Below are 23,134 nucleotides of genomic sequence, written 5' to 3'. Positions count from 1 at the left end.
ATCAGTATCCTCGTGTCCAAGCATCGGTGACCGTGGCGGAGACGCGCGTCTCAACCGTAACGCCAGCGTCGTGCAGGATCGACGCCGCGCTGTCGAGCCAGGGCCACTCGGTGGCCCAGTGGGCGGCGTCGATGAGAGCCGGGCCGCCCGCCTCGGCGAACTCGCTGGCCGGATGGTGGCGCAGGTCCGCCGTGAGGAAGACGTCCACCCCGGCGGCGCGGGCCGTGTCGAGCAGCGAGTCGCCCGCTCCCCCGCTGACGGCGACCCGCGAGACGCGGCGTGACGGGTCGCCGGCGACGCGGATGCCCCACGCCGTCTTCGGCAGCCCGGCGGCCGCCTGCGTCGCGAACTCCTCCAGGGTGGTCGCGGCGGGCAGGTCGCCGATGCGGCCGAGCCCGGACCACGGGTCGTCGGGGAACGGTCGCAGCGGCACCAGGTCGCCCACCAGCCCGACGGCGCGGGCGAGCGCGTCGGAGACGCCCGGGTTGGCCACGTCGGCGTTGGTGTGGGCGGTGTAGAGGGCGATGTCGTGCTTGATGAGGGTGTGGACGAGCCTGCCCTTGGGCGTGTCGGCGGCGACGGTGGTGGTGCCGCGCAGGTAGAGGGGGTGATGGGTGACGACCAGGTCGGCGCCCCAGGTCAGCGCCTCCTCGACCACCGCGCCGACCGGGTCGACCGCGAACAGCACCCGCCGTACGGGCGCGGCCGGGTCACCGCACACCAGCCCCACCGCGTCCCACGACTCGGCCCGGGCGGGCGGGTAGGCCGCCTCGAGCTCTCTGATCACATCCGCCAGCGTCACTGCAGCCACCTGCGCAGACTATCGGGAACCGAGGGGGTATCGTCCGAATGACGTTCGGCGTACCGTGTGGGCATCTGTACGGGCTTCCTGACGTACCACCCGGAGGGCGGCATGGCACCCAGGATCGCGATCGTCGGGGCCGGGTTCGGGGGGCTGTGCATGGCCATCCGCCTGCGCCGGGCGGGGATCGGCTCGTTCACGATCTTCGAGCGGGCAGGCGGGCTCGGCGGCACCTGGCGCGACAACACCTATCCGGGCGCGGGCTGCGACATCCCGTCGCACCTGTACTCGTACTCGTTCGAGAGGTACGGAAGCTGGACGCGCCGCTACCCCGAACAACCCGAGATCTTGGCCTATTTAGAACATTGCGCTGATAAATACGACGTCAGGCGACATATTCGCTTCAACACCGAGGTGGTGCGCGCCTCCTTCGACGGCGCCCGCTGGCACGTCGGCACCGCGGGCGGTGGCGGCGAGACGTTCGACGCGGTCGTCATGGCGGTGGGCCAGCTCAACCGACCCCACATGCCCGAGATTCCCGGCATGCACGACTTCGGAGGCACCGCGTTCCACTCCGCCCGCTGGGACCACGACCACGACGTCACCGGCCGGAACGTGGCCGTGATCGGCAGCGGCTCCTCCGCCGCCCAGCTCGTCCCGCGCGTCGCCGAGCGCGCCCGCAGGCTGACGGTCTTCCAGCGCACCCCCAACTGGGTGATCCCCAAGCCCGACGCCGCCTTCGGCCCGGCCGCCCGGCTGGCGCTGCGCCTGGTCCCCGGCCTCCAGCGGGCGTACCGGGAGTGGCTCTTCCGCTACATGGAGAGCACCCTCCACCCCGCGCTCGCCGGGGGCTGGAGCGCGGCGGTCCTGGAGCGGCGCGCCCGCGAGCACCTGCGGGCCCAGGTCCCCGACCCCGAACTGCGCGCCAGGCTCACCCCCGACTATCCGGTGGGCTGCAAGCGCGTCGTCATCGACAGCGCCTTCTACCCCGCGCTGACCCGGCCGGACGTCGACGTCGTCACCGAGCCGATCGTCCGGATCGTCCCCGGAGGCGTCGAGACGACGGGGGGCACGCACGAGGCGGACACGATCGTCTACGCCACCGGGTTCCTGGCGACGGAGTTCCTCGCCCCGATCGAGGTCACCGGGCGGGACGGCCAGGAACTCGCCCGGCAGTGGACCGGCGGCGCGCACGCCTACCTCGGCATCTCCGTGCCGAACTTCCCCAACCTGTTCCTGCTGTACGGGCCGAACACCAACCTGGGCCACAACTCGATCGTCTTCATGATCGAATGCCAGGTGCGCCACATCCTGGCCTGCCTGCGCGAGCTGCCCGGCGACGGACCGCTGGAGGTGCGACCAGACGCGATGGCGGCATGGACCCGCCAGCTCGACCGCGCGATGGGCCGCATGGTCTGGGGAGACGGCTGCCGGAGCTGGTACAAGACGCCCGAGGGCCGCGTGACCAACAACTGGCCGGGCCGGGCCACCCTGTACCGCCGGCTGACGGCCAGGCCGCCGCTGCCCGCCTACCGCCGGGTCTGAGCGCCCCGCCGGACCCGGCTGCGGGGGTAAGGTCCATCCCATGACGACACCCCTGCACCGCCGGAGCGTGGTGGCCGACACTCACAACGACCTGCTGATGGCGGTCTCGGCCCGGCCTGCCGACCAGTGGGCCTCGTTCTTCCGCGCACGCTGGCTGCCCCAGCTCGTCGAGGGCGGGGTCGGGCTGCAGGTGCTGCCGGTGTACATCGACGACCAGTACCGTCCCGAGGGCGCGCTCCGGCAGACCCTGCGCATGATCGAGTGCGCGCACGTCATCGCCGAGGGCAACGCCGACCGGGTCCGGATCTGCCTGACCGGCGCCGACATCGACCGCGCGCTGGACGAGGGCCTGATCGCGCTGGTCATCGCGATGGAGAGCATGCCCGGCCTCGACGCGGACGTGGAGCTCGTCTCGACCGTGCACCGCCTGGGCGTGCGGATCGCCTCGATCGCGCACTGGGGCCGCACGCCGCTCGCCGACGGCAGCGGCGAGGACGCGACCGGCAGCGGCCTGACCTCCGCGGGCGTCGCCGCGCTGCGCGAGATGGAACGGCTGGGCATCGTCTTCGACATCTCCCACCTGGGCGCCTCCGGCGTGGCGCACGTGCTGGAGCTGGCCACGAAGCCGGTCATGGCCACCCACTCCTCGGCCCGGGCACTGCGCGACCATCACCGCAACCTCACCGACGAGCAGCTGCGCGGCGTCGCCGCGACGGGCGGCGTGGTGTGCGTGAACTTCTTCGCCCCGTTCCTCACCGACCGGCCAGCGGAGGCCCGGCTCGACCACCTGCTCGACCACATCGAGCACGTCGCCGGCGTCGCCGGCATCGACCACGTGGGGCTCGGGCCCGACTTCATCCGCGAGGTCATGGACGACCTGACGCCGCCGTGCTGCGAGGGCGTCAACACCCGGGGCGTCGACCCCAAGACGGCCGTCCCGGGCCTGGAGGGGCCCGCCGGGCTGCCCATGGTCACCGAGGGCCTGCTGGGGCGCGGCCTTCCGGAGAAGGACGTCGCCAAGATCATCGGCGGGAACGTGCACCGGTTCCTGGGCGAGCGGCTGGCCTGACCTCCGGCGCTATCGTGGTGCGGTGGCGAGGATCACGCGGGCCGAGTCCCAGGAGCGCAACCGGGCGAGGATCCTGGCCGCCGCGCGCGCGGAGTTCGCGGAGCGGGGGTTCGGCGACGTCAGGATCGACGACATCGCCGAGCGGGCCGAGCTGACGCGGGGAGCCGTCTACTCCAACTTCCCGGGCAAGCGCGCCCTGTTCTTCGCGGCCCTGGCCGACCGGCCCGCCCCCGGGCCTGCCCTCCCCGACCGGCCCGCCCTCGACCTGCCCGCCGCAGACCGGCCCGCCCTCGACCAGGCCGCTTCCGATCGGCCGGTCGGCGGCGGGAGGGGGCGGGGGGCGGACGGCACGGTGCGCGGGGCGCTCGGCGCCGTCGCCCGGTCGTGGATGGACCAGGTGGTGGCGGGCGGCGTGGCGGACGTCCGGCCCGGGACGGGCGGCGACCGCGCCGTGTCCGGCCGGATGGAGCGCGACCTGCTGCCGCTGGTGCAGGCCGAGGAGTCGAGCCGGCAGGCGTACGCGCAGCTCATGACCGTGCACGCGACGCTGTTCGGGCTGGCGCTGGAGCGGCTCGGCGACGCGCGGGGGCGGCGGCTGGTGCGGGTGGCCGGCGCGGCCCTGACCCTGCTGCAGGGGGCGGCCGAGCTGGCGGCGGTCTCGCCGGAGCTGGTCCGGCCGGCCGACGTGGTGAGCGCCTGCGAGCGGCTGGCCGATCTCGATTTCGGTCCGGGTCCCCTGACCCCGCCGGCCCGGGTGCGCCCCTACCCCGTCGACCTGCCGTGGGCCCCGCCGCCCGTCGCCGAGGCGCTGCGCGGCGCACCGGCCGGGCTCGGCGGCGACGGCCTGGTCGTGTTCCTCGGGCTGCGCCGGCTGTCCGCGCTGGAGGACGTCCTGCGCGCCGTGCCGCCGGACGCGCCTGTCGCGGCCGTCGCGGTGACCGGCGACCCGGCCGAGCTGGGGCCGCTGGCCCGGCTGGTGCTGGCCCGGCTCGGCGACCACCTGCGGCCGGCGGTGCCGCCCGCCGCCTGGCCGCCGGTGCGGGTGGTGGTCGACGACCTCGGCGCCGTCGCCGCGGCTGCCGGGCTGCCCTCGCCGGGCGACGACACGGAGACGGCCGTACGGGTGAGCGGCGGGCGCCTGGCCGCCCGCGCCGACGGCCGGTGCGCGGGCCACGTGCTCGCCACGCACCCGTACGGGGAAGGCCCGGACGGCCGCATGGACGACGGCCCGGACGGCCGCATGAACGACGGCCCGGACGGCCGCGTGGGCCGCGGGACGGGGGAAGGGGGGCCGCGATGACGGCGGAGTGGCAGGCCGCTCGCGAGGCGGCGGACCGGGCCGGGGTGACGGTCCGCGAGCTGCGCGGGATGGGCGAGTTCCGGCAGGCGTACCAGCTCTTCGACGACATCTGGCACTTCAGCCCCGGCGACCCGCCGGTGCCCGTGGAGCTCATGGTGACCTTCGCGCACGCGGGCGGCTACGTGGCCGGCGCCTTCCAGGGCGGCGAGCTGGCCGGCGCGTCCGTCGGCTTCCGGGCGGAGGACCGGACCCTGCACTCCCACGTGACCGGCGCGCGGATCGGGCGCGGCATCGGCTACGCGCTCAAGCTGCACCAGCGCGCCTGGTGCCTGGATCGCGGCCTCGACCGGATCAGCTGGACGTTCGACCCGCTGGTGCGCCGGAACGCCCGCTTCAACCTGGTCAAGCTCGGCGCCCGGCCCGTCGCGTACCTGGAGGGGTTCTACGGCGCGCTGGACGACGCGATCAACCGGGGCGACGAGTCCGACCGTCTGATGACGGTGTGGGAGCTGGCCGGGACGCCCGCCGCGCCGCCGGACCCGCCGTACGCCGTGGGCGTGGCGGCGCGGGACGAGCGTCCGGTGGCCGGCCGTGCGGACGGGCCGGCGGTGCTGGTGGCGACGCCGCGCGACATCGAGACGCTGCGCCGGGAGGACCCGGCGGCGGGCAAGGCGTGGCGGCTGGCCGTGCGCGAGGTGCTCGGCGGGCTGATGGCGCGCGGCGGGCGGGTGGCGGGTCTCACCGGCGACGGCTCCTACATCGTGGTCGACCGGCGGTTCCGCCCCTGATCGGGCGGGCCGCCGACGCGCACCGGCGCGACTACACCGGCCACCGCCTCGGGCGCCGCCGAGCGGCCGGCCGGGTCGCGTTCGAGGCGAGACCGTCGTTATCGCGGAAGCGCTCCTTCCGCGACAGCGGGCAGACTGGCGGCATGCTGGAAACCTCGGCGCGTCTGCTCAAGCTCCTGTCGCTGCTGCAGGCGCACAAGGAATGGTCGGGCCCGGAGCTGTCGGAGCGGCTCGGGGTCTCGACGCGGACCATTCGCAACGACGTCGAACGGCTGCGCAGCCTCGGCTACCCGGTGCACGCCACCCCCGGGGTGGCCGGCGGCTACCGGCTGGGGGCGGGTGCCGCGCTGCCGCCGCTGCTGCTGGACGACGAGGAGGCCGTGGCGGTCGCCGTCGGGCTGGGCCGGGCGGCGGGCGGCGGCGTCGAAGGCATCGAGGAGACGTCGGTGCGCGCCCTGGCCAAGCTGGAGCAGGTGCTGCCGTCGCGGCTGCGGCGCCGGGTGAACGCCCTGAACACCTACACCGTGCAGATCCCCGGTCAGGCGCCGTCCGTCGCGCCCGGCGTGCTGACCGGCATCGCCAACGCCGCCCGCGACCACGAGCGGCTCCGCTTCGACTACACCGGCCATGACGGCGCCACGACGGTCCGCGACGTCGAGCCGTACCGGCTGGTGCACCGGCGCGGACGCTGGTATCTCGTCGGCTACGACGTCGGACGGGGCGACTGGCGGACGTTCCGGGTGGACCGGCTCACGCCGCGCGTCCCGTCGGGGCCGCGCTTCACCCCGCGCGAGCTGCCCGGCGACGGCGACATGGCCGCGTGGGTGGAGCGCGGCGTCAACACGGCGATGTGGCGGCACCGCGCCACGGTGCTGCTGCACGCCCCCGCCGACCGGCTGAGTCATCTGCCGCCGGAGCTGGAGGTCGAGCCGGTGGACGAGCGCACCTGCCTGCTGCGGCTCGGCGGTGAGGACCTGGCGGGCATGGCCGTCTGGGTGGGCTTCCTGGACGTGGACTTCGAGGTGCTCGATCCGCCCGAGCTGGCGGACGTCGTCCTGAAGCTGTCAGAGCGCTACCGCCGGGCGGCGGGCGGGAGCGCGGGGGACGCCGTCAGCGGACGGTAAGGCAGCGGTCAGCGCCGGGCGAGACTCTGCGGAGCATGAAGCTGACGCAGATCGCGGGCACCCGCGACGACTTCCAGATCGTGCACCGTCTCACGCTGACCGGCACGCAGGTCGAGATCGGCCGGGCACTCACCGAGGAGGCCCGGCGGCTGGGCTGGACGCCCGTGCCCGTGAACCCGGTGGTCAACCGGGCCCGGCGGACGTGGTTCGAACACGCCTGGCCCCAGCACCACGCCCGCCTGGACGGCGCGGCCGAGGCGCTCGGCCTCGACCCCGACCAGGACGACGTGGCCCTCGACGGGCTGGCCTTCGTCCCACGGGGGTCGGGCTGCTCGGCGCTGTGGTGCCCGCCGTCGGCGTCGGCCGACGGCCACGGCCGCGCGGCGCGCAACTACGACTTCTTCACGCTCCCCACGAGCCGGATCCTCGGCGGGGAGCCCCAGGAGGGCGAGCTGCCGATGGCCTCCCGCCCGTACGTCATCACCACGCGGCCGGACGACGGCCTGGCCGCCACCGTCATCACCATGTCCGACCTCGACGGCTGCATGGACGGCATGAACGAGGCGGGGCTCGCCGTCATGCTGCTCGTCGCCGACTTCGAGCAGGCCACCCCGTCCGAGGACGCCGCCCCCCAGGTGGGCGTCAGCGCCGTCCAGCTCCCCCGGTACGTCCTGGACACCTGCGAGAACGTCGAGCAGGCCAAGCAGGCGCTGCTGCAGGCCAAGCAGTACGACCACGGTGTTCCCCTGCACTACCTGGTCGTCGACGCCAACGGCGGCGCGTTCGTGTGGGAGCGGGGCAGGGACGGCCGCGAGCACGTCGTCGAGTACGGCGACGCGCCGCTGTGCGTCACCAACCACCTGCTGCACCTGCACCCGGACCCGAAGGACCTGCCCGCCGACAACGCGCACACGTTCGGCACGTTCGACCGGATCCGCACGCTGCACGAGCGCAGCGCGGGCCTGACCATGTCGGAGCGCGACCTGCGCGACGGGCTGCGCGCGGTCCGGCAGGACGAGGATCCGGACTCGCCGTTCCGGACGCTCTGGAGCACGGTGTTCGATCCGGCCTCCCGCACGCTGTCGGCCTCGTTCTACCTGGGCGACGGCCGCTACACCGAGGACCTGGTGTTCTCAGCCGCCCGCTAGGTCCGACAGGTACGCCTCGCGGACGCGGGAGCGCGACAACTTGCCCGTCGGGGTGCGCGGCAGGGTGTCGCGGTAGACGACCGTCCTCGGGTGCTTGAACCTGGCCAGGCGCGGCTCGCAGTGGGCGAGCAGCTCGGCGGTCAGCTCCTCGCCCGGGGCGACGCCGGGGGCGGGCTGCACGATGGCGACCACCGTGTGCCCCCACTCCGCGTCGGGCGCCCCGATGACGGCCACGTCGGCGACGGCCGGGTGGTCGAGCAGCGCCGCCTCGATCTCGGCGGGGTAGATGTTGACCCCGCCGGAGACGATGAGGTCGGTGCGCCGGTCGCACAGGAACAGGAAGCCGTCCTCGTCGAGGTAGCCGATGTCGCCGAGGGCGTACCACTCGCCGCGCATGCTGGCCGCCGTCTTGGCCGGGTCCTTGTGGTACTCGAACCGGCCGAGGCCGGACTTGACGTGGATCAGGCCCGGCTCGCCGGGGGGCAGGTCACGGCCGTCCTCGTCGAGGATCCGGGCCTCGAACGTCGGCGTCGGTCGGCCGACGGTGCCGGGCCTGGCGAGCCAGTCGTGCGGCTTGACGGCGAAGGCGATGGTGGACTCGGTGGAGCCGTAGTACTCGTACAGCACCGGGCCCCACCAGTCCATGATCTGCCGTTTGACCTCGACCGGGCAGGCGGCGGCCGTGTGGATCACCTGCCGGAGGCTGGAGACGTCGTAGCGCTCCCGCACCTGCTCCGGGAGCCGGAGCATGCGGTGCAGCATGGTCGGCACCATCATCGCGTTCGTCACCCGGTGGCGCTGGATCAGCTCCAGGACGTGCTCCGGGTCGAACCTGCGGGTGATCACCACCGTGTGCCCGAGGTGCAGCGCGAACTGCGTGTGGGCGCACGGCGCCGAGTGGTACATCGGCGAGGTCACCAGGTGGACGTCGTCGCCCGGCGTCAGGTCGACCACCTCGCCGAGGAACCACGTGTAGAGCGGGACGACCGCCTCCGGCTCGGCGCCGGACAGCGGGCGCCGCACGCCCTTGGGGAAGCCGGTGGTGCCGGAGGTGTACCACATGACGGCTCCGGCGGTGCGCCCGTCGGGCGCCGTCGCCGGCTGTCCTTCGGCCAGGGCGCGGACGCCTGACGCGGCGCCGGGGACCTTGGCGGCGTACTCGGGGGCGGCGACGACGAGCCGGGCGTCGCAGTCGCCCAGGATGTAGGCGATCTCCGGCTCGGTGAGGTGCCAGTTGACCGGCACGTAGTAGAGGCCGATCTGCCCGGTGGCCATCAGCAGGGCGACGGCTTCGGCGCCGTTGGGCAGCACTCCCGCCACCACGTCGCCGGTGGTGAGCCCGCGCGCCCGCAGCCCGTGGGAGACCTGGTGCACCAGGGCGAGCAGTTCGCCGTAGGTATAGCGCGTGCCGTCGTCGTCGATCAGCGCCGGGCGGCCGGGGTCGGCGGCGGCGATGGCGTAGAAGCCCGGCGGCAGGTCGGCTGCCATCACAGCTCCAGCAGGCCGGCGAGGCGGGCGCGGTGGACGCGGGGCGGGCCGAGCAGCAGTTCGTCGGTCTTGGCCCGCTTGTAGAACAGGTGCGCGTCGTGCTCCCAGGTGAAGCCGACGCCGCCGTGCAGCAGCAGATGGTCGCGGGCCACCTCGAAGCAGGCACGTCCCACGTACGCCTGGGCGAGCGCGGCGGCGGCCGGCAGCTCGCCCGGCGACTCGTCGGCGGCCCAGGCGGCGTAGCGGACGATCGACTCGGCCTGTTCGAGCTTGCCGTGCATGTCGGCCAGCTTGTGCTTGACGCCCTGGTAGGAGCCGATGGCCCGGCCGAACGTCACGCGGATCTTGGCGTAGGCGACGATGGCGTCCAGCGATCCGCGCAGCACCCCGAGCTGCTCGGCCGCCAGGGCCACCGCCAGCCGGTCGCCGACGGCGTCGCCGGCGGGCGGCGTGCCGAGCACCCTGCCGGGCGCGCCGTCGAGCTCCACGCGCGCCTGTCCGCGCGTGACGTCGAGCGCCTCCAGCGGGGTCCGCGTGACCCCGCCGGCCGTGAGGTCCACGGCCACCAGTGCCACGCCGTCACCGGTGAGCGCCGGCGCCACGAGCACGTCCGCCTCCATGCCGCTCAGCACCTGCGCCAGCTCGCCGTGCACGGCCACGCCCCCGCCTGGAGCGGGCGCGGCGGTCACGTCGGCGAGCTGGCCGCCGCCGGGCGGCTGAGCGAGGGTGGCGGTGGTGCGGCCTTCGGCGATGCCGGTCAGCAGGTCCTTGTCGGGCACCCGGGTGAGCGCGACCGTGGCGAACACGGTGGCCAGGAACGGGCCCGGCAGCAGCGCGGCGCCCGTCTCCTCCAGCGCCACGGCCAGCTCGGCGAAGCCCGCGCCGGCCCCGCCGTACTCCTCCGGCACGATGAGGCCGGACAGGCCCAGCTCGCCGTTGAGGCGGGCGTAGACGGCCGGGTCGTAGCCGTCGCGCGCCCTGGCCGGCGGCGAGGCCGCCGCCAGGAACGACCGGACGGCCTGGCGGAGCTGTCGCTGCTCCTCCCCGAGCACGAGCTTCACCATCGGGCCTCCGTCCTCGCCGGCGCGGGCCCGCCGCGTGTGAGCGTCATTCCTGCGTCCCCACCTTCAGGTCCTTGAACGGCACGGTCTTGTCCACGCGCGGTCCGGGCGGCAGCCCCAGCACGCGCTCCCCGATGATGTTGCGCATGATCTCGTTGGTGCCGCCGCCCAGTGACATGGCCGGGGCGAAGCTGATCGCGTGGGAGAGCGGGTCGCCGCCGACCACGCAGGCCGGTCCGGCCAGCCGGGTCGCGAGGTCCGCCCGGTACATGGTCAGCTCGGCCAGCAGCAGCTTGGCGACGCTGCCGCGCGCGCCGGGGAAGATGCCGGCCTCGGCCTCCTGCGCGAGGCGCTGGTTGAACAGCGCCAGGGCGCGGGTGCGGATGTGGAGCTCCACCAGTTCGTCGCGGACGAGCGGGTCCGTGGTGTCGGCCGTCCGGCGCAGCGCCTCCAGCCCGGACGGGTCGTCCTCGCCGCCGCTCATGCCGACCCCGGCGGAGATCGACAGCCGCTCGTGCAGCAGGGTCGTGACGGCGACGCTCCACCCGTCGTTCGTGTCCCCCACGCGGTGCTCGTCGGGAACCGGGACGTCGTCGAAGAAGACCTCGTTGAAGTGGGCCCGGCCGGTCATGTCGCGCAGCGGCCGGACGGTCACGCCGGGATGGCGCATGTCGACGACGAACATGGTCAGGCCCTTGTGCTTGGGCGCCTCGACGTCGGTGCGGGCCAGCAGCAACCCCCAGTCGGCGTGCTGGGCGACCGACGTCCACACCTTCTGGCCGTTGATCAGCCAGCCCTGCCCGTCGCGTACGGCCCTGGTCTGCAGGGCGGCGACGTCGCTGCCCGCGCCCGGCTCGGAGAAGAGCTGGCACCAGATCTCCTCGCCCCGCAGCAGCGGCCGGACGAAGCGCGCGCGCTGCTCGTCGGTGCCCCGGTCGACGAGGGTGGGGCCGGTCATCCCGAGCCCGATGGAGAAGACATAGGTCGGGAGGGCGTAGTGCCGCGCCTCGGCGGCGAACGCGCGTTCCTCGGCCTGGGTGAGTCCCTGCCCGCCCCAGCGTTCGGGCCAGGTGATGCCCGAGTATCCGGCGTCGTAAAGCTTGGCCATGAATTCCTTGGCCCGGGCGACGCCGTCGTCGCCGGGGGGAACCTCGGAGGGGGTGTTCGCCTGCAGCCAGGCGCGGGCTTCGCGCCGGTACGCGTCGAGGTTCACGTCGCCTCCTCGGGCATCAGTGTTCACTTACAATAACCAGCCCCGCGGGAGACGCCTAGCACCGAATGTCCTGCACGTTTTATCCGGATTTGTCGGCGAATCTCCGTTAATTAGAGCTGGAGCGACCTAGTGTGATCACCTGATTACCAGGGGGAAAGGCGTGATCGCACGGTTCGGCAGGTCCATCCGGACGAGGCTGACGCTGCTCGCCGCGATCGGCGCGGCGCTGCTCAGCCTCGTCGTCAACGGCCTCGTGCTGTACTCCCTGCACGGCGGGGCCGACGACTACCGGAAGACCCAAGTGATCAACACCGGCCTGGACATCGTCCACCGGGTCAAGCGCGGCGAGCTGCCCACCGTGATCGACAGCGGCCTGGACATCGTCCAGGTCGTGAACGCCTCGGGCCAGGTGGTGGCCTCCACCCCCAATCTCGAGGGACGGCCGCGCATCAGCATGATGCTGCCCGACGCGTTCCGAGCCCACCGCACCACCGTGGACTGCGACCTGCCGCACTTTCCCGGCAGGTGCGAGTTCCTGGCGGTCTTCCGGGTGTACGAGCAGGACGGCGACTGGCTGGTGTACGCCGCCGACCCCCTGGCGCCCTGGTACGTCCACCCGGGCGTGCTCGCCGCCCTCGCCGGGCTGTCGGTGCTGCTCGTGGCCCTGGCCGCGTTCGGCACGTCGCGGGTGGTGGCCGGGACCCTGGCCCCCGTGGAGGACATCCGCGACAAGCTCGCCAAGATCACCAGCAGCGACCTCGGCATGCGGCTGCCCGTGACAGGGCAGGCCGACGAGATCCGATCGCTCGCGGAGACCGCCAACCAGACGCTCGACCGGCTGGAGGCGGCGGTGGAGCAGCAGCGCAGGTTCGCCTCCGACGCCTCGCACGACCTGCGCAGCCCCATCACCGCGATGCGGGCCCAGGTCGAGGAGGCCATGCTGCATCCCGGCGACGCCGACTGGGAGGAGATCGGCGTGGCGCTGCTGGCGAGCCTGGACCGGCTGCAGGCCATCGTGACCGATCTGCTGACGCTGGCCAAGCTCGACGCCGGCGCTCCGATGAGCCGCGAGCCCCTCGACCTGGCCGACCTCGTCTCCGCCGAGACGGCCAGGCAGCGCTCCAAGAAGCTCATCTCGACGTTGCAGCCCGGCGTGCGCGTCACCGGTGACCGGCTCCAACTCGCCCGGCTGCTGACGAACCTCCTCGACAACGCCGAACGGCACGCCGAGTCCACGATCATCGTCACGGTCCGGCGCATCGACGGCCAGGCTCTCCTGGAGGTCCTCGACGACGGGGGCGGCATCGCGCCCGAGCAGCGCGAGGTCGTCTTCCAGCGCTTCACCCGCCTCGACGCCTCCCGCAGCCGCGACGCCGGCGGCACCGGGCTGGGCCTGTCCATCGCCAGGGACATCGCGCAGGCCCACCACGGAACCCTCACACTGGAGGACAGCGACAGCGGCGCGCGGTTCGTGCTGCGGCTTCCGGCCAGGGCCGACTGACCGAACTCCCTGGTAACGCTCCCATAGCCCCGCCCGGTTTGTCCTTACTCCTGCTCCGGCCACTGGTTAAAGTGGCCCGCTGTGACATCAGGTTTCAGTCGATTACGGCGTGAGGACTTGCTCAAGACGGCCTGTGAGGTGATCGCGGAGCGGGGGTTCGGGCACACCAGGACCCTGGACATCGCCCGCGCCGCCGGCGTCAGCCAGGCGCTGCTGTTCTACCACTTCGAGACGAAGGAACAGCTGTTCGCCCAGGCGTTCGCCTACGCGGCCCAGATCCACCGCACCGCGCTGGAGTCCATCGAACGGCTCGAACGGCCGCCGCTCGACCGCCTGCGCACGCTGCTGCGCCGGTGCTCGCCGGGCGCGGCGCCGGACGGCTGGCGGCTGTGGATCGACGCCTGGGCCGAGTCGATCCGCAGCCGCGAACTGGAGCAGATCTCCCGCCGTCTCGACCAGCAGGGCAGGCTGCTGCTGCGGGCCATCATCGAGGACGGGGTGCGCACCGGCGACTTCGCCTGCGCCGACCCCGAGGCGTCGAGCTGGCGGATCTTCGCGCTGATCGACGGCCTGGCGATCCAGATCCACGTGCACCCGCAGGCGCTGTCGCGCCGCCGCGCCGCCCAGCTGGTCCGCACGGCCGCGGCCGTGGAGCTGGGGGTGACACCGGCCGACCTGTGACACGCCGGCGCCCGGGGTCAGGGACGGCGGGCGACGAGGACCTCGGTCACCTCCACGTGGCTCCAGACGCCCGACGGGTTGTCGGCCGGCAGGGCCCGCCGAGCGGCCCGCGGGAACTCCTCCACCCGGTCACCGAGCCGGGCGGGAGAGGCGTACGAGTACGACAGCTGGAGGCCGACCAGCTCGTCGACCCGCCAGGTGAGCCGCCGCTCGAACCGCGCGGCGCTCACCCGGCCGAACGCCGAGCCCGCTCTCCGCGATCGGTGCGGTAGCGGGCGTAGTAGGGGGCCGCACCGCCGAACAGGTGCCGCATGGATGCGACCATATACAGGTTTGTGCTGCGTTGACGGAAGGTAGTGATCGGTGAGGCGGCTACTCACGGTCCTGGTGCTGGCATGCGCCGTGGCGGGGCTCCCGGCCCCGGCCCTGGCGCACAACGTGCTGGTGGGCAGCGACCCGAAGGACGGGGCGACGCTGTCGTCCGCGCCTGACCGCATCACCCTGGTGTTCGACCAGCCGGCCCGGAAGGGCTACGCGCAGGTCAGCGTCACCGGCCCCGACGGGGCGTCGCACGTGGACGGCGAGGCGGTCGTGGCGGCCGAGAAGGTGTCGGTCAAGGTCGAGCCGCTGCCGGCGAACGGCGCGTACACGGTGGGCTACCGCGTCCTGTCGGCCGACGGCCACCCGATCACCGGCAAGATCACCTTCACCCTGAAGGCCGTCGCGCCCGCCACCACAGGGCAGCCCGTGCCCGGGCCGACGCCGTCCACGGGGGCCGGGCAGCCGGTGCCGCCCACGAGCGGCGGGCAGCCGGTGCCCGAGACCCAGGTGCCCACCACCGCACCCGACGGCGCCACCGCGTCCGACGCCCTTCCGGCCGACGAGGCGCAGCGGGCCGAGGCCTACGAGGCCGCCGCCAACGGTGGGGCCGGGATGGCCGTGGTCTGGATCGTCGGGGCGCTCCTGGTGCTGGCCGCGGGCACCGCCGTCGCCCTGCGCCGCTCCCGCCCCTCCCCTGCCCCGTACGCCGTCCCCACCCTGCCCGGCGAGGACACGGCCGCCACCCCGCCCGGGCAGGGCACGGCCGCCACCCCGCCGGATGAGGGAGCGACCGCCACCCGACCCGGAGACGGCACGGCCGCCGCCCCGCCCGATGAGGGGACGGGCGCCACCCGACCCGCAGACGGCACGGCAGCCGTCCGGTCCGGTGAGGGGACGGGCGCCGTCCGGTCCGGTGAGGGGACGGGCGCGTGAGTGTCGCCGTCCCCGTGCGCCGGCGCGCCGGGACCGGGGTTCCCGCGGGTGTCTTCGCGGTGTGCGCGGTCGTCGCGGCCGTGGTCGCCAGCACGCTGACCGCCCAGGAGGCCGTGCCCGGCATCCCCATGCCGGGCCCCGTCGTGGAGGTCGGGCTGCCCGTCGTCCGGGTGGCGCTCGACATCGCCGCCGTGGCGGTCGTCGGACTGAGTCTGCTGCCCAAGCTGCTCGGCTTCGACGCCCCCGAGCGCACCGAGCCCGTCATGCGCCGGGCGCGCCCCCTGACCGTCACCGCCGCGTGGGCGTGGGCCGTCAGCGCGCTGCTCACGATCGTGTTCCAGACGGCGGAGCTCAACCCCGGCGGGGTGCCGACCCTGGGCATGATCGCCGGCTACGTCGACACCGTCGGCACGGGCCAGGGCCTGCTGTTCAGCGCCGCGTGCGCGCTCGCCGCGGCGGGGATCGGCCTGATGGCGGTGCGCTTCGGCGAGAAGGTGCCGGCCGAGCTGCGGATCGTCGTCGCCCTGTTCGGGCTGCTGCCGATCCCGGTGACCGGGCACGCCGTCAACTCCGTCTGGCACGACCCCATCATGATCTCGATGGAGATCCACGTGATGGGCGCGGCCGCGTGGACCGGCGGCCTGGCCGCGGTCATGGTGTTCGTCGCGCCGCGCGGGGACCTGCTCGCCGACGTGCTGCCCCGCTTCTCCCGGATCGCCGGCGTCTGCCTGCTGCTGGTCGCCCTGTCGGGGCTGGTGACGGGCCTCGCCACGATGGCGCTGACACCCGGCCTGCGGCTGCCGGGCGCGATCGTGACCAGTGAGTACGGGCTGCTGGTGGTGGCCAAGACCGCGCTGGTGGCGCTCCTGGTGCCGCTGGCCGCGCACATCAGGTTTCGGCTGCTGCCCGCCGTCCGCCGGGGCGCCACCACGGCCGTGGTCGCCTGGGCCACGGCCGAGCTGGCCGTGATGGGCCTGTCCTACGGCGTGGCGGTCGCCATCACCCGCGCCTCGATCGGCTGACGGCGCGACCACCACTCGCACGCCAGCCACACGGCCAGCAGCCCCGCCCCGGCCCAGACGGCCGACGCCGTCGCCAGGGGCGGGGCGCCCGCCAGGCCCTCGTGGCCCGTGAGCAGGCCGTACACGGAGCCCATGAGCGTGCTCTGGGCCGCCAGTGCGGCGTAGACGGCGGCGGTCACCCCGGCGGACCCGAGCAGGGCGCGCGCCAGCGGCATCCGCACCGCGAACGCCACGTCCACGCAGAGCCCCGCCACCACGAGGAAGAACGGCACGGCCGAGGGCGGGAACCCGGTGAAGGTGAGCAGCGGCCAGACGAGCGCGCGGAACCCCACGTAGCCGGCGGCCACCAGCGTCGCGGCGCCGGCCCTGCCGATCATCATCCGCGCCACGACCAGCACCGCCACGGTCGCGACGACCGCGTAGACGGGGTAGAGCACGTCGGGCACCGGCAGGGCGAACCCGGTCATCATCACCCGGTCGATCGGGCGGCCCATCTGCTCGGCGGCGAACCGCAGCAGGATCGGCTCGGCGTAGGTGGCGTTGTTGTCCCACGCGCCGATCGACAGGATGCCGTACTCCTGGTGCTGCTCGGGGAAGTGGACGTTCTCCAGGAAGAACGCGAAGAAGGCGCCCAGCAGCACCGTGCGCTCCCGGCCGGGCGGGGCGCCCATGAACCAGCCGCGGATGACACCGGCGATCATGAAGAACGTTCCAACGTAGAGCAGGATGTGGGAGGGGCTCCACGAGGTGATGTCGAGGCCGTTGACCCGGTGGTTGATCAGGTCGAGGGGCACCGCCACGAGGAAGACGCCGGTGCCCCACTGGATGAGCCGCAGGGCCGTCCGGTCGACGCCGTAGCCGGTGTAGCCGTGGACGACGGTCAGCGCGAGCGCCAGCACGGTGCCGGCGGAGTTGAGCAGGTGGGGCGGGGCCAGGTCGTCACGCAGCCACTTGAAGTGCCACGAGACGTCCCACGCCGAGCCGAGCAGTTTGAGCGTGAGCGCCACCAGCCAGCCGTAGTAGAGGACCCGGAACAGGTCGGGCGGCGTCTCGCGCCCCGCCGGCCCTCTGGTCCAGTGGGGCTGGGCCCACGAGGCGGCTTCTTTGACGAATGCTGGTGCGTTCACGGCGAGCATCTTACGGTGATCCGCCGCACCGTCCACCCGGGAGAACGGTGCGCTCTTGGAGGAATCGGACACCGCGCCTGGGTTGGAGCTCCGGCTCAGGTCCGGGGTCGCAGGCGTACCGGCAGGTGTTTCAGCCCGTTCTGGAAGTTGGAGGTGAGCCGGACGGCCTCGCCCGCGAGGGTCACGTCCCAGCTCAGCAGCTCGGCGAAGACCGCGCGCAGCTGCACCCGGGCCAGGTGGGCCCCCAGGCAGACGTGCGGGCCGGAACCGAAGCTGACGTGGTCGTTGGGGGTGCGGGCGACGTCGAACCGGTCGGGTTCGGGGAAGACCGACGGGTCGCGGTTGGCGGAGGCGTGATAGACGACGACCTTCTCGCCCGCCCGGACGCGCCTGCCGCCGAGCGTCAGGTCGCGCGTCGCCGTACGCCGGAAGTGGATCACCGGCGGCCAGAACCGCAGCATCTCCTCCACCGCCGGGCCGAGCAGCGACGGGTCGCGGCGCAGCCGGGCGAACTGCGCCGGGTGCTCCAGAAGCGTCAGCAGCCCCCCGGGGATGCCGTTGCGCAGCGTCTCGTTGCCCGCGACGGCGAACAGGAAGAACATGTTCTCGAACTCCGCCTCGGTGAGGCCGCCGCGGAGCATGGCCGACATGACCGACTCCGGGTCCTGCGGCGAGCGGGCCAGGTCGTGCGCGTAGCCGAACATGTCGCGCAGCGCCGCCCGGGACCGGGGATTCGCCCCCGGGACGGGCCGGGGGCGCGCGGCGACGGCCCGCCGGCCCATCGGGGTGAGCCGCGCGGCGTCGGCCGTGGACAGTCCGGCGTACTCGTCGTCCTGGTAGCCGATCACCCGCGACGCCCAGTCGTACAGCAGCCGCCTGTCCTGGGAGGGCACGCCCATGACGTGCGCCAGCGTCCACACGGGCAGGTCGGCGGCGACCTCGACGAAATCGCACTCGCCCGCGGCGAACAGCGACGCGGCCCGCTCGGCGATCGCCGCCTCCAGCGCCCGTACGGCGCGCGGCGTGAAGGCGGCGGCCACGATGCGGCGCAGCCTGGAATGGTCGGGCGGGTCGGTGTTGAGCATCATCGCCTGGACGAACTCCAGGTCCGCCGGGGTGTCGGGGTCGCGGATCTGGGTGGCGCCGAGGTGGGAGGAGAAGTCGGCCGGGGTGCGCAGGACGTGTTTGACGTCGGCGTGCCGGAAGACCGCCCAGTAGCCCGGCCCTTCCCTCCACGGTCCGACGGCCGGCTCGGGGACACGGCAGACTGGAGCCTCCCGCCTGAGCCGCGCGAACAGCTCGTACGGCACTCCTCGGGCGTACGTGGCGGGCAGGAAGACGTCCGCCGCCCGGCTCGTTCCAGGGGCCGGGTTGTCCACAGCGGGTCCGTCGGGCCGGCAGTTGTCCACAGGCGGTCGTGCCCCCCTCCTCGTTCGTGCCTCCAGCGTGCATCATGAGCGCGTGACTCCAGAAGAAGGCGACGCCATCCTCCATGACTACTTCGCTCCGTGGATCCAGCGGCTCGGGCTGCGGGTCGAGGAGACCGGCGAGCGGCACGCGGTGGTGCGGCTCCCCTGGTCCGACGCGCTCGCCCGAGAGGGCGGCGGGCTGTGCGGGCAGGCCATGATGGCCGCCGCCGACACGGCCACCGTGATCGCCATCTCGTCGGCCAGAGGCGGGTTCGTGCCCATGACCACCGTGCAGCAGTCCACGACGTTCCAGAGGCCGGTCGTGGGCGCGGACGTGCTGATCGACGTGCGGATCACCAAACTCGGCCGGACGCTGGCCTTCTCCGAGGTCACGCTCACCCCGGACGGCACGTCCGAGCCCGCCGCGCGGGCGTCCACGGTCTACGCCATCCTCGCCTGATCCACCGCCGCCCCACCACCACCGCCTCACCACACCGCCTCGCCGCCACCCCGACCAGCAGCGCCTCATCCCGACCGTCCGATCACCACCGTCCGATCACCACCGTCCGACCACCACCGTCCGACCACCACCTCCCACCACCACCCCGACCACCACCGTCCCACCACCACCCGCGACCACCACCAACGACCGCCTCCGATCTGACCGCCGCCGCACGCTCTCGATCGCATGTCCTCCACCGGTCGTCACCTTCTCGGCGCCGCGCCCCGGGCGTTCCGTCTCAGCGATCTCTCAGGTGCGGAAAGTAGGCTCACCGCCATGAAACGTGTGGCCGCGATCGTCGCGGTGCTCGCCCTCGTCGCCGTGGCCGGCTGGTTCGTCTGGCCGTCGGCGCCCGAGGTGCGAGGTCAGGAGCAGACCATCGCCGTGGTCGACGGCCCCTCCGGCGACCAGCGGGTGGAGATAGACACCACCTTCTTCCCGCCACCGGGCGGTGAGAAGGCGCCCGCCGTGCTGCTCGCCCACGGGTTCGGCGGCAGCAAGCAGAGCGTCCGCGGCCAGGCCACGCGGCTGGCCCAGGACGGCTACGCCGTGCTGACCTGGTCCGCGCGCGGGTTCGGCCGGTCGACCGGTCAGATCGCGCTCAACTCGCCGGACTACGAGGTCAAGGACGTCAAGCAGCTGATCGACTGGCTGGCACGACGGCCGGAGGTGCTGCTCGACGCCTCGGGCGATCCGCGTGTCGGCATCGCGGGCGGCTCCTACGGCGGCTCGATCGCGCTCATGACGGCGGCCCACGACCAGCGGGTGGACGCCATCGTCCCCTCGATCACCTGGGCCGACCTGGCCGACGCGCTCTTCCCCGACGCCACCGGCTCGGGACCCGCGAACGGCGTGTTCAAGCGCATGTGGGCCGGATTCTTCTTCGGCAGGGGCGGCGGCGCGGTCCAGGGGCTTGAGACCCAGGGGCTCGGCGCTCTCACGCAGCGGCCGCAGCCCCTGTCCGCCGATGAGGCGCGGTGCGGCCGGTTCCTGCCGGAGATCTGCGACATCTACCAGAAGGTCGCCGAGACCGGCCGGGCGACGCCGGAGGCGATCACGCTGCTGCGCAGGTCCAGCCCGGTGACGGTGGCGGGGCAGATCAAGGCGCCCACCCTGCTCATCCAGGGCCGGCGCGACTCGCTGTTCACGCTCGGCCAGGCCGACGCCAACGCCAAGGCCATCGCGGCAGGCGGCACCCCGGTGAGCATGGCGTGGTTCGACGGCGGTCACGACGGCGGCGACGGCGAGGCCGACTGGCTCCACGAGCAGACGACCTCCTGGTTCGGCCACCACCTCAAGCGTGACGGCTCGCCCGTCGCCGCGCCGTTCACGGTGACCCGCGACGGCGGCCGAGACCCGGGCACCCGTCAGCGCATCCGCCTGCACCCGGAGGCGGACGCCTATCCGGGCCTCGGCGGCACCGCCACGACCCAGGTCGCGCTCACCGGCCCGGAGCAGCACGTCGTCAACCCACCCGGCGGCTCCCCCGCCGCCATCTCGACCGTCCCCGGGGTCAGCGGCCTGCTCGGCGGTCAGGGCAACACGAGCTTCTCGCTCGACATGCCGGGCCAGAGCGCCTCCTTCGAGTCGCGCCCGCTGACCGCCCCGCTTCAGCTCACGGGCAGCCCCACCGTCAAGGTCAAGGTGTCGGGCAAGGGTCAGGTGACGCTGTTCGCCAAGCTCTTCGACGTCTCCGACAGCATCCAGCCGCCCACGCTGCCGGCCGGGCTGGTGGCGCCCTTCCGGGTGACGATCCCGGAGGGCGCGGGCAGCGTCGAGGCCACCGTCACCCTGCCCGCCGTCGACCACACCTTCGCCGTCGGCCACCGGCTGCGGCTCACGGTGGCGACCACGGACATGGGCTACGCCACACCGGTCGAGGCGGCCTCCTACCAGGTCGGCCTCGTCACTCCGGCACTGGCCGTCCCCACGGTCGCCGCCCTCGCGGCGCCGGCCGCCGGGGTCGACTGGTGGGTGTGGGCGCTGCCGCTCGCGGCCGTCGTCCTCGCCGGCGTCCTGCTGGCCACGGGCCGTAACCCGGCCCGCCGCCGCTCCGGCCTCCGGCTCTCCCTCGCGGGATCGCGCCCGGCCCCCGTCGGCACCACGGCCACCGCCACCGAGGGCACCACCGCCACCGTCGGCGCCAGTGCAGGCGCCACCGCCGCCGAGGGCACCACCACCGCCGCCGGCGCCGCCGACACCAAGGCCACCGTCGGCACCGCCCCCACCTCCCTCGGCGCCACCCCCGCCCCCGGTGGGCGTGACGGCGGAAGTGGCGACCACGCCGCCACCGCGTCTCCCGCTCCCGTCGCGCACGGGGCGAACGGCGCCGGCGGCGGTGCCCGGGCCAAGGTCAACGGTGCGAGCCTCACAGCCGGCGGCCCGGGGGACGCCGACGTGCCGCTGGAGATCAGCGGTCTGACGAAGGCCTACCGCAACGGAGAACTGGCCGTCGACGGGCTGTCGTTCCGCGTCGAGCGGGGCCAGGTGCTGGGACTGCTCGGCCCCAACGGCGCCGGCAAGACCACCACGATGCGCATGATGATGGGCCTCATCCGGCCCGACGACGGCGACATCCGCATCTTCGGCGAGCCGGTGGTGCCGGGCGCTCCCGTGCTGTCCCGGCTCGGGTCGTTCGTCGAAGGGGCCGGCTTCCTGCCCCACCTGTCCGGGCGCGAGAACATCGAGCTCTACTGGGCCGCCACCGGCCGGCCGGTCGCCGACGCCCACGTCGACGAGGCGCTCGAGATCGCCGGGCTGGGCAAGGCGCTGGAGCGGGCCGTGCGCACCTACTCCCAGGGCATGCGGCAGCGGCTGGCCATCGCCCAGGCCATGCTCGGCCTGCCCGATCTGCTGGTGCTCGACGAACCCACCAACGGGCTCGACCCGCCCCAGATCAGGGAGATGCGCGAGGTGCTCAAGCGCTACGCGCGCGACGGCCGTACGGTGATCGTGTCCAGCCACCTGCTGTCCGAGGTGGAGCAGACCTGCAGCCACGTCGTCGTCATGCACCGAGGCCGGCTGGTGACCACCGGGCCGGTGTCGGTGCTGCTGAGCGGCGCCGTGTCCACCAACGGCCACGGGCCCCGGCTCGAAGACGTCTTCCTCGACCTCATCGGAGAGAAATCGTGACCCCCGCGACGACCGGGACCGCCGCGCCCGGCTACGCGCCGCACCGGACGCTGCCGCTCAAGGTCGAGATCGTCAGGCAGTTCAAGCGCCGCCGCACTCTCGTCATGTTCGGGCTGCTGATGGCGTTGCCGTGGATCCTCGTGGTGGCGTTCCAGTTCGGCCCGCAGGCCAGCGGCGACCGGCAGCCGTCGCTGCGCATCTCCGACCTGGCGTCGGCGAGCGGCCTCAACTTCGCGGCGTTCGTGCTGTCGGTGTCGGTGAGCTTCCTGCTGGTCGTCGCCGTCGCGCTGTTCTGCGGTGACACGGTGGCGAGCGAGGCGAACTGGTCGTCGCTGCGCTACCTGCTGGCCGCGCCGGTGCCCCGCGACCGGCTGCTGCGACAGAAGCTGATCGTCGCCCTCGGCTACTCCGCCACGGCGATCATCTGCCTGCCGCTGATGGCGTTGCTGGCGGGCACTCTGGCGTTCGGCTGGCACGACATCCAGGTGCCCGGCACCGGCGAGACGATCGCGGCGCTCGACGTGCTGCCCCGCTTCGGCATCGTGATCGGCTACGCGCTGGTGAGCCAGCTCGTCGTCGCCGCACTGGCGTTCCTCATCTCCACGGTCACCGACTCGCCCCTCGGCGCGGTGGGCGGGGCGGTGGGACTGTGGATCGTGAGCACCATCCTGCAGGCGGTGGAGGCGCTGGGGTCGCTGCGGGAGTTCCTGCCCACGTTCTGGAACACCGCCTGGCTGGACGCCCTCGCACCCGAGCTCGACTGGAGCGGGATGCTCAAGGGCGCCTCGGTGTCGGTGACGTACGCGGCCATCCTCATCGCGGTCGCCTTCCGCCGTTTCCGGACGAAGGACGTGGTCAGCTGACGGGCCGCGCCCGTACCGCGCCCGTACCACGCACGCCGCCCGCGACGCCCGGAGAGCCGGTCTGTCGCGGGCGGCCGCGTTTCACGCTGCCCCCCCGGGCCGCCA

General features: G+C 73.6%; 20 protein-coding genes. 13 read left to right on the top strand and 7 right to left on the bottom strand.

The window, feature by feature from the left end; translation table 11 throughout:
• Window position 1 precedes the first annotated feature (1 nt).
• A complete protein-coding gene (locus CXR44_RS25240; protein ID WP_101788592.1) occupies window positions 2–802 on the bottom strand; it encodes a Nif3-like dinuclear metal center hexameric protein in 801 nt (266 codons plus the stop codon).
• A 111-nt stretch (window positions 803–913) separates the two neighbouring features.
• On the opposite strand from CXR44_RS25240, the gene CXR44_RS25235 reads away from it, so the two are divergent.
• From CXR44_RS25235 to CXR44_RS25210, 6 genes are all read left to right on the top strand, one after another.
• A complete protein-coding gene (locus CXR44_RS25235) occupies window positions 914–2,347 on the top strand; it encodes a flavin-containing monooxygenase (RefSeq protein WP_101788677.1) in 1,434 nt (477 codons plus the stop codon).
• Window positions 2,348–2,387: 40 nt separating this feature from the next.
• Window positions 2,388–3,416 carry a dipeptidase gene (locus CXR44_RS25230; RefSeq protein ID WP_101788591.1) on the top strand — a complete coding sequence of 343 codons (1,029 nt, stop codon included), beginning with the start codon at window positions 2,388–2,390 and terminating at the stop codon, window positions 3,414–3,416.
• A 22-nt stretch (window positions 3,417–3,438) separates the two neighbouring features.
• Window positions 3,439–4,716, top strand: a complete 1,278-nt coding sequence (locus tag CXR44_RS25225; RefSeq protein WP_101788590.1) for a helix-turn-helix domain-containing protein — start codon at window positions 3,439–3,441, stop codon at window positions 4,714–4,716.
• Window positions 4,713–5,504, top strand: a complete 792-nt coding sequence (locus CXR44_RS25220) for a GNAT family N-acetyltransferase (protein ID WP_101788589.1) — start codon at window positions 4,713–4,715, stop codon at window positions 5,502–5,504. The genes CXR44_RS25225 and CXR44_RS25220 overlap by 4 nt, the downstream gene beginning before the upstream one ends.
• 143 nt (window positions 5,505–5,647) lie before the next feature.
• A complete protein-coding gene (locus tag CXR44_RS25215) occupies window positions 5,648–6,628 on the top strand; it encodes a helix-turn-helix transcriptional regulator (RefSeq protein ID WP_101788588.1) in 981 nt (326 codons plus the stop codon).
• Between the two features lie 35 nt (window positions 6,629–6,663).
• Window positions 6,664–7,776 (top strand): C45 family autoproteolytic acyltransferase/hydrolase, encoded by a 1,113-nt coding sequence (locus CXR44_RS25210; RefSeq protein ID WP_219601982.1) that lies wholly within the window; start codon window positions 6,664–6,666, stop codon window positions 7,774–7,776.
• Here the strand turns inward: CXR44_RS25210 and CXR44_RS25205 are convergent.
• From CXR44_RS25205 to CXR44_RS25195, 3 genes are read right to left on the bottom strand one after another with little or no spacing between them, the layout of a single operon-like run.
• Entirely contained in the window at window positions 7,762–9,264 is a 1,503-nt protein-coding gene (locus CXR44_RS25205) for an AMP-binding protein (protein ID WP_101788587.1), read from the bottom strand. The two genes, CXR44_RS25210 and CXR44_RS25205, sit on opposite strands and share 15 nt — an antisense overlap.
• Window positions 9,264–10,328 carry an acyl-CoA dehydrogenase family protein gene (locus tag CXR44_RS25200; protein ID WP_245899388.1) on the bottom strand — a complete coding sequence of 355 codons (1,065 nt, stop codon included), beginning with the start codon at window positions 10,326–10,328 and terminating at the stop codon, window positions 9,264–9,266. Before CXR44_RS25200 ends, CXR44_RS25205 begins: the two co-directional genes overlap by 1 nt.
• A gap of 43 nt (window positions 10,329–10,371) precedes the next feature.
• Window positions 10,372–11,538, bottom strand: a complete 1,167-nt coding sequence (locus CXR44_RS25195) for an acyl-CoA dehydrogenase family protein (protein ID WP_101788586.1) — start codon at window positions 11,536–11,538, stop codon at window positions 10,372–10,374.
• Window positions 11,539–11,698: 160 nt separating this feature from the next.
• On the opposite strand from CXR44_RS25195, the gene CXR44_RS25190 reads away from it, so the two are divergent.
• On the top strand, window positions 11,699–13,039 hold the full coding sequence (locus CXR44_RS25190; RefSeq protein WP_245899387.1) for a sensor histidine kinase: 1,341 nt from the start codon (window positions 11,699–11,701) through the stop codon (window positions 13,037–13,039).
• 81 nt (window positions 13,040–13,120) lie between these two features.
• The gene (locus CXR44_RS25185) at window positions 13,121–13,720 is read left to right on the top strand and encodes a TetR/AcrR family transcriptional regulator (RefSeq protein ID WP_101788585.1); all 600 of its coding nucleotides are present in this window, start codon (window positions 13,121–13,123) and stop codon (window positions 13,718–13,720) included.
• Between the two features lie 17 nt (window positions 13,721–13,737).
• Here CXR44_RS25185 and CXR44_RS25180 read toward each other — a convergent pair whose 3' ends face one another.
• Window positions 13,738–13,950: a hypothetical protein gene (locus CXR44_RS25180; protein WP_101788584.1), complete on the bottom strand. Its 213-nt coding sequence runs from the start codon at window positions 13,948–13,950 to the stop codon at window positions 13,738–13,740.
• Window positions 13,951–14,083: 133 nt separating this feature from the next.
• On the opposite strand from CXR44_RS25180, the gene CXR44_RS25175 reads away from it, so the two are divergent.
• Both CXR44_RS25175 and CXR44_RS25170 read left to right on the top strand, forming a co-directional pair.
• Window positions 14,084–14,974, top strand: a complete 891-nt coding sequence (locus CXR44_RS25175) for a copper resistance CopC family protein (protein WP_101788583.1) — start codon at window positions 14,084–14,086, stop codon at window positions 14,972–14,974.
• Entirely contained in the window at window positions 14,971–15,996 is a 1,026-nt protein-coding gene (locus CXR44_RS25170; RefSeq protein ID WP_101788582.1) for a copper resistance D family protein, read from the top strand. Before CXR44_RS25175 ends, CXR44_RS25170 begins: the two co-directional genes overlap by 4 nt.
• Here the strand turns inward: CXR44_RS25170 and CXR44_RS25165 are convergent.
• Together CXR44_RS25165 and CXR44_RS25160 are read right to left on the bottom strand one after the other, a co-directional pair.
• The gene (locus CXR44_RS25165) at window positions 15,954–17,123 is read right to left on the bottom strand and encodes a hypothetical protein (protein ID WP_245899386.1); all 1,170 of its coding nucleotides are present in this window, start codon (window positions 17,121–17,123) and stop codon (window positions 15,954–15,956) included. The two genes, CXR44_RS25170 and CXR44_RS25165, sit on opposite strands and share 43 nt — an antisense overlap.
• A 95-nt stretch (window positions 17,124–17,218) precedes the next feature.
• Entirely contained in the window at window positions 17,219–18,502 is a 1,284-nt protein-coding gene (locus CXR44_RS25160; RefSeq protein ID WP_101788673.1) for a cytochrome P450, read from the bottom strand.
• Between the two features lie 82 nt (window positions 18,503–18,584).
• Between CXR44_RS25160 and CXR44_RS25155 the strand changes: the two genes are divergently transcribed.
• The 3 genes from CXR44_RS25155 (at window position 18,585) to CXR44_RS25135 (ending at window position 23,029) form a co-directional block, all read left to right on the top strand.
• Complete coding sequence (locus tag CXR44_RS25155; RefSeq protein ID WP_101788580.1) at window positions 18,585–18,992, top strand: PaaI family thioesterase; 408 nt, start codon at window positions 18,585–18,587, stop codon at window positions 18,990–18,992.
• Window positions 18,993–19,310: 318 nt separating this feature from the next.
• Window positions 19,311–22,166 (top strand): alpha/beta fold hydrolase, encoded by a 2,856-nt coding sequence (locus CXR44_RS41140; RefSeq protein ID WP_180903695.1) that lies wholly within the window; start codon window positions 19,311–19,313, stop codon window positions 22,164–22,166.
• On the top strand, window positions 22,163–23,029 hold the full coding sequence (locus tag CXR44_RS25135; RefSeq protein WP_219601981.1) for an ABC transporter permease: 867 nt from the start codon (window positions 22,163–22,165) through the stop codon (window positions 23,027–23,029). The genes CXR44_RS41140 and CXR44_RS25135 overlap by 4 nt, the downstream gene beginning before the upstream one ends.
• Window positions 23,030–23,134: the final 105 nt, after the last annotated feature.

The organism is Nonomuraea indica (assembly GCF_002850745.1).
Lineage (GTDB): Bacteria > Actinomycetota > Actinomycetes > Streptosporangiales > Streptosporangiaceae > Nonomuraea > Nonomuraea indica.
Note: the sequence above shows the minus strand (reverse complement) of the source record. Positions and strands in the feature narration are given on the sequence as shown.

Bases quoted from the DNA above. Each gene is read 5' to 3' on its own strand.
- CXR44_RS25215 (WP_101788588.1), top strand. From the start codon at position 5,648: ATGCTGGAAACCTCGGCGCGTCTGCTCAAGCTCCTGTCGCTGCTGCAG.
- CXR44_RS25210 (WP_219601982.1), top strand. From the start codon at position 6,664: ATGAAGCTGACGCAGATCGCGGGCACCCGCGACGACTTCCAGATCGTG.
- CXR44_RS25220 (WP_101788589.1), top strand. From the start codon at position 4,713: ATGACGGCGGAGTGGCAGGCCGCTCGCGAGGCGGCGGACCGGGCCGGG.
- CXR44_RS25200 (WP_245899388.1), bottom strand. From the start codon at position 10,328: ATGGTGAAGCTCGTGCTCGGGGAGGAGCAGCGACAGCTCCGCCAGGCC.
- CXR44_RS41140 (WP_180903695.1), top strand. From the start codon at position 19,311: ATGAAACGTGTGGCCGCGATCGTCGCGGTGCTCGCCCTCGTCGCCGTG.
- CXR44_RS25235 (WP_101788677.1), top strand. From the start codon at position 914: ATGGCACCCAGGATCGCGATCGTCGGGGCCGGGTTCGGGGGGCTGTGC.
- CXR44_RS25205 (WP_101788587.1), bottom strand. From the start codon at position 9,264: ATGGCAGCCGACCTGCCGCCGGGCTTCTACGCCATCGCCGCCGCCGAC.
- CXR44_RS25230 (WP_101788591.1), top strand. From the start codon at position 2,388: ATGACGACACCCCTGCACCGCCGGAGCGTGGTGGCCGACACTCACAAC.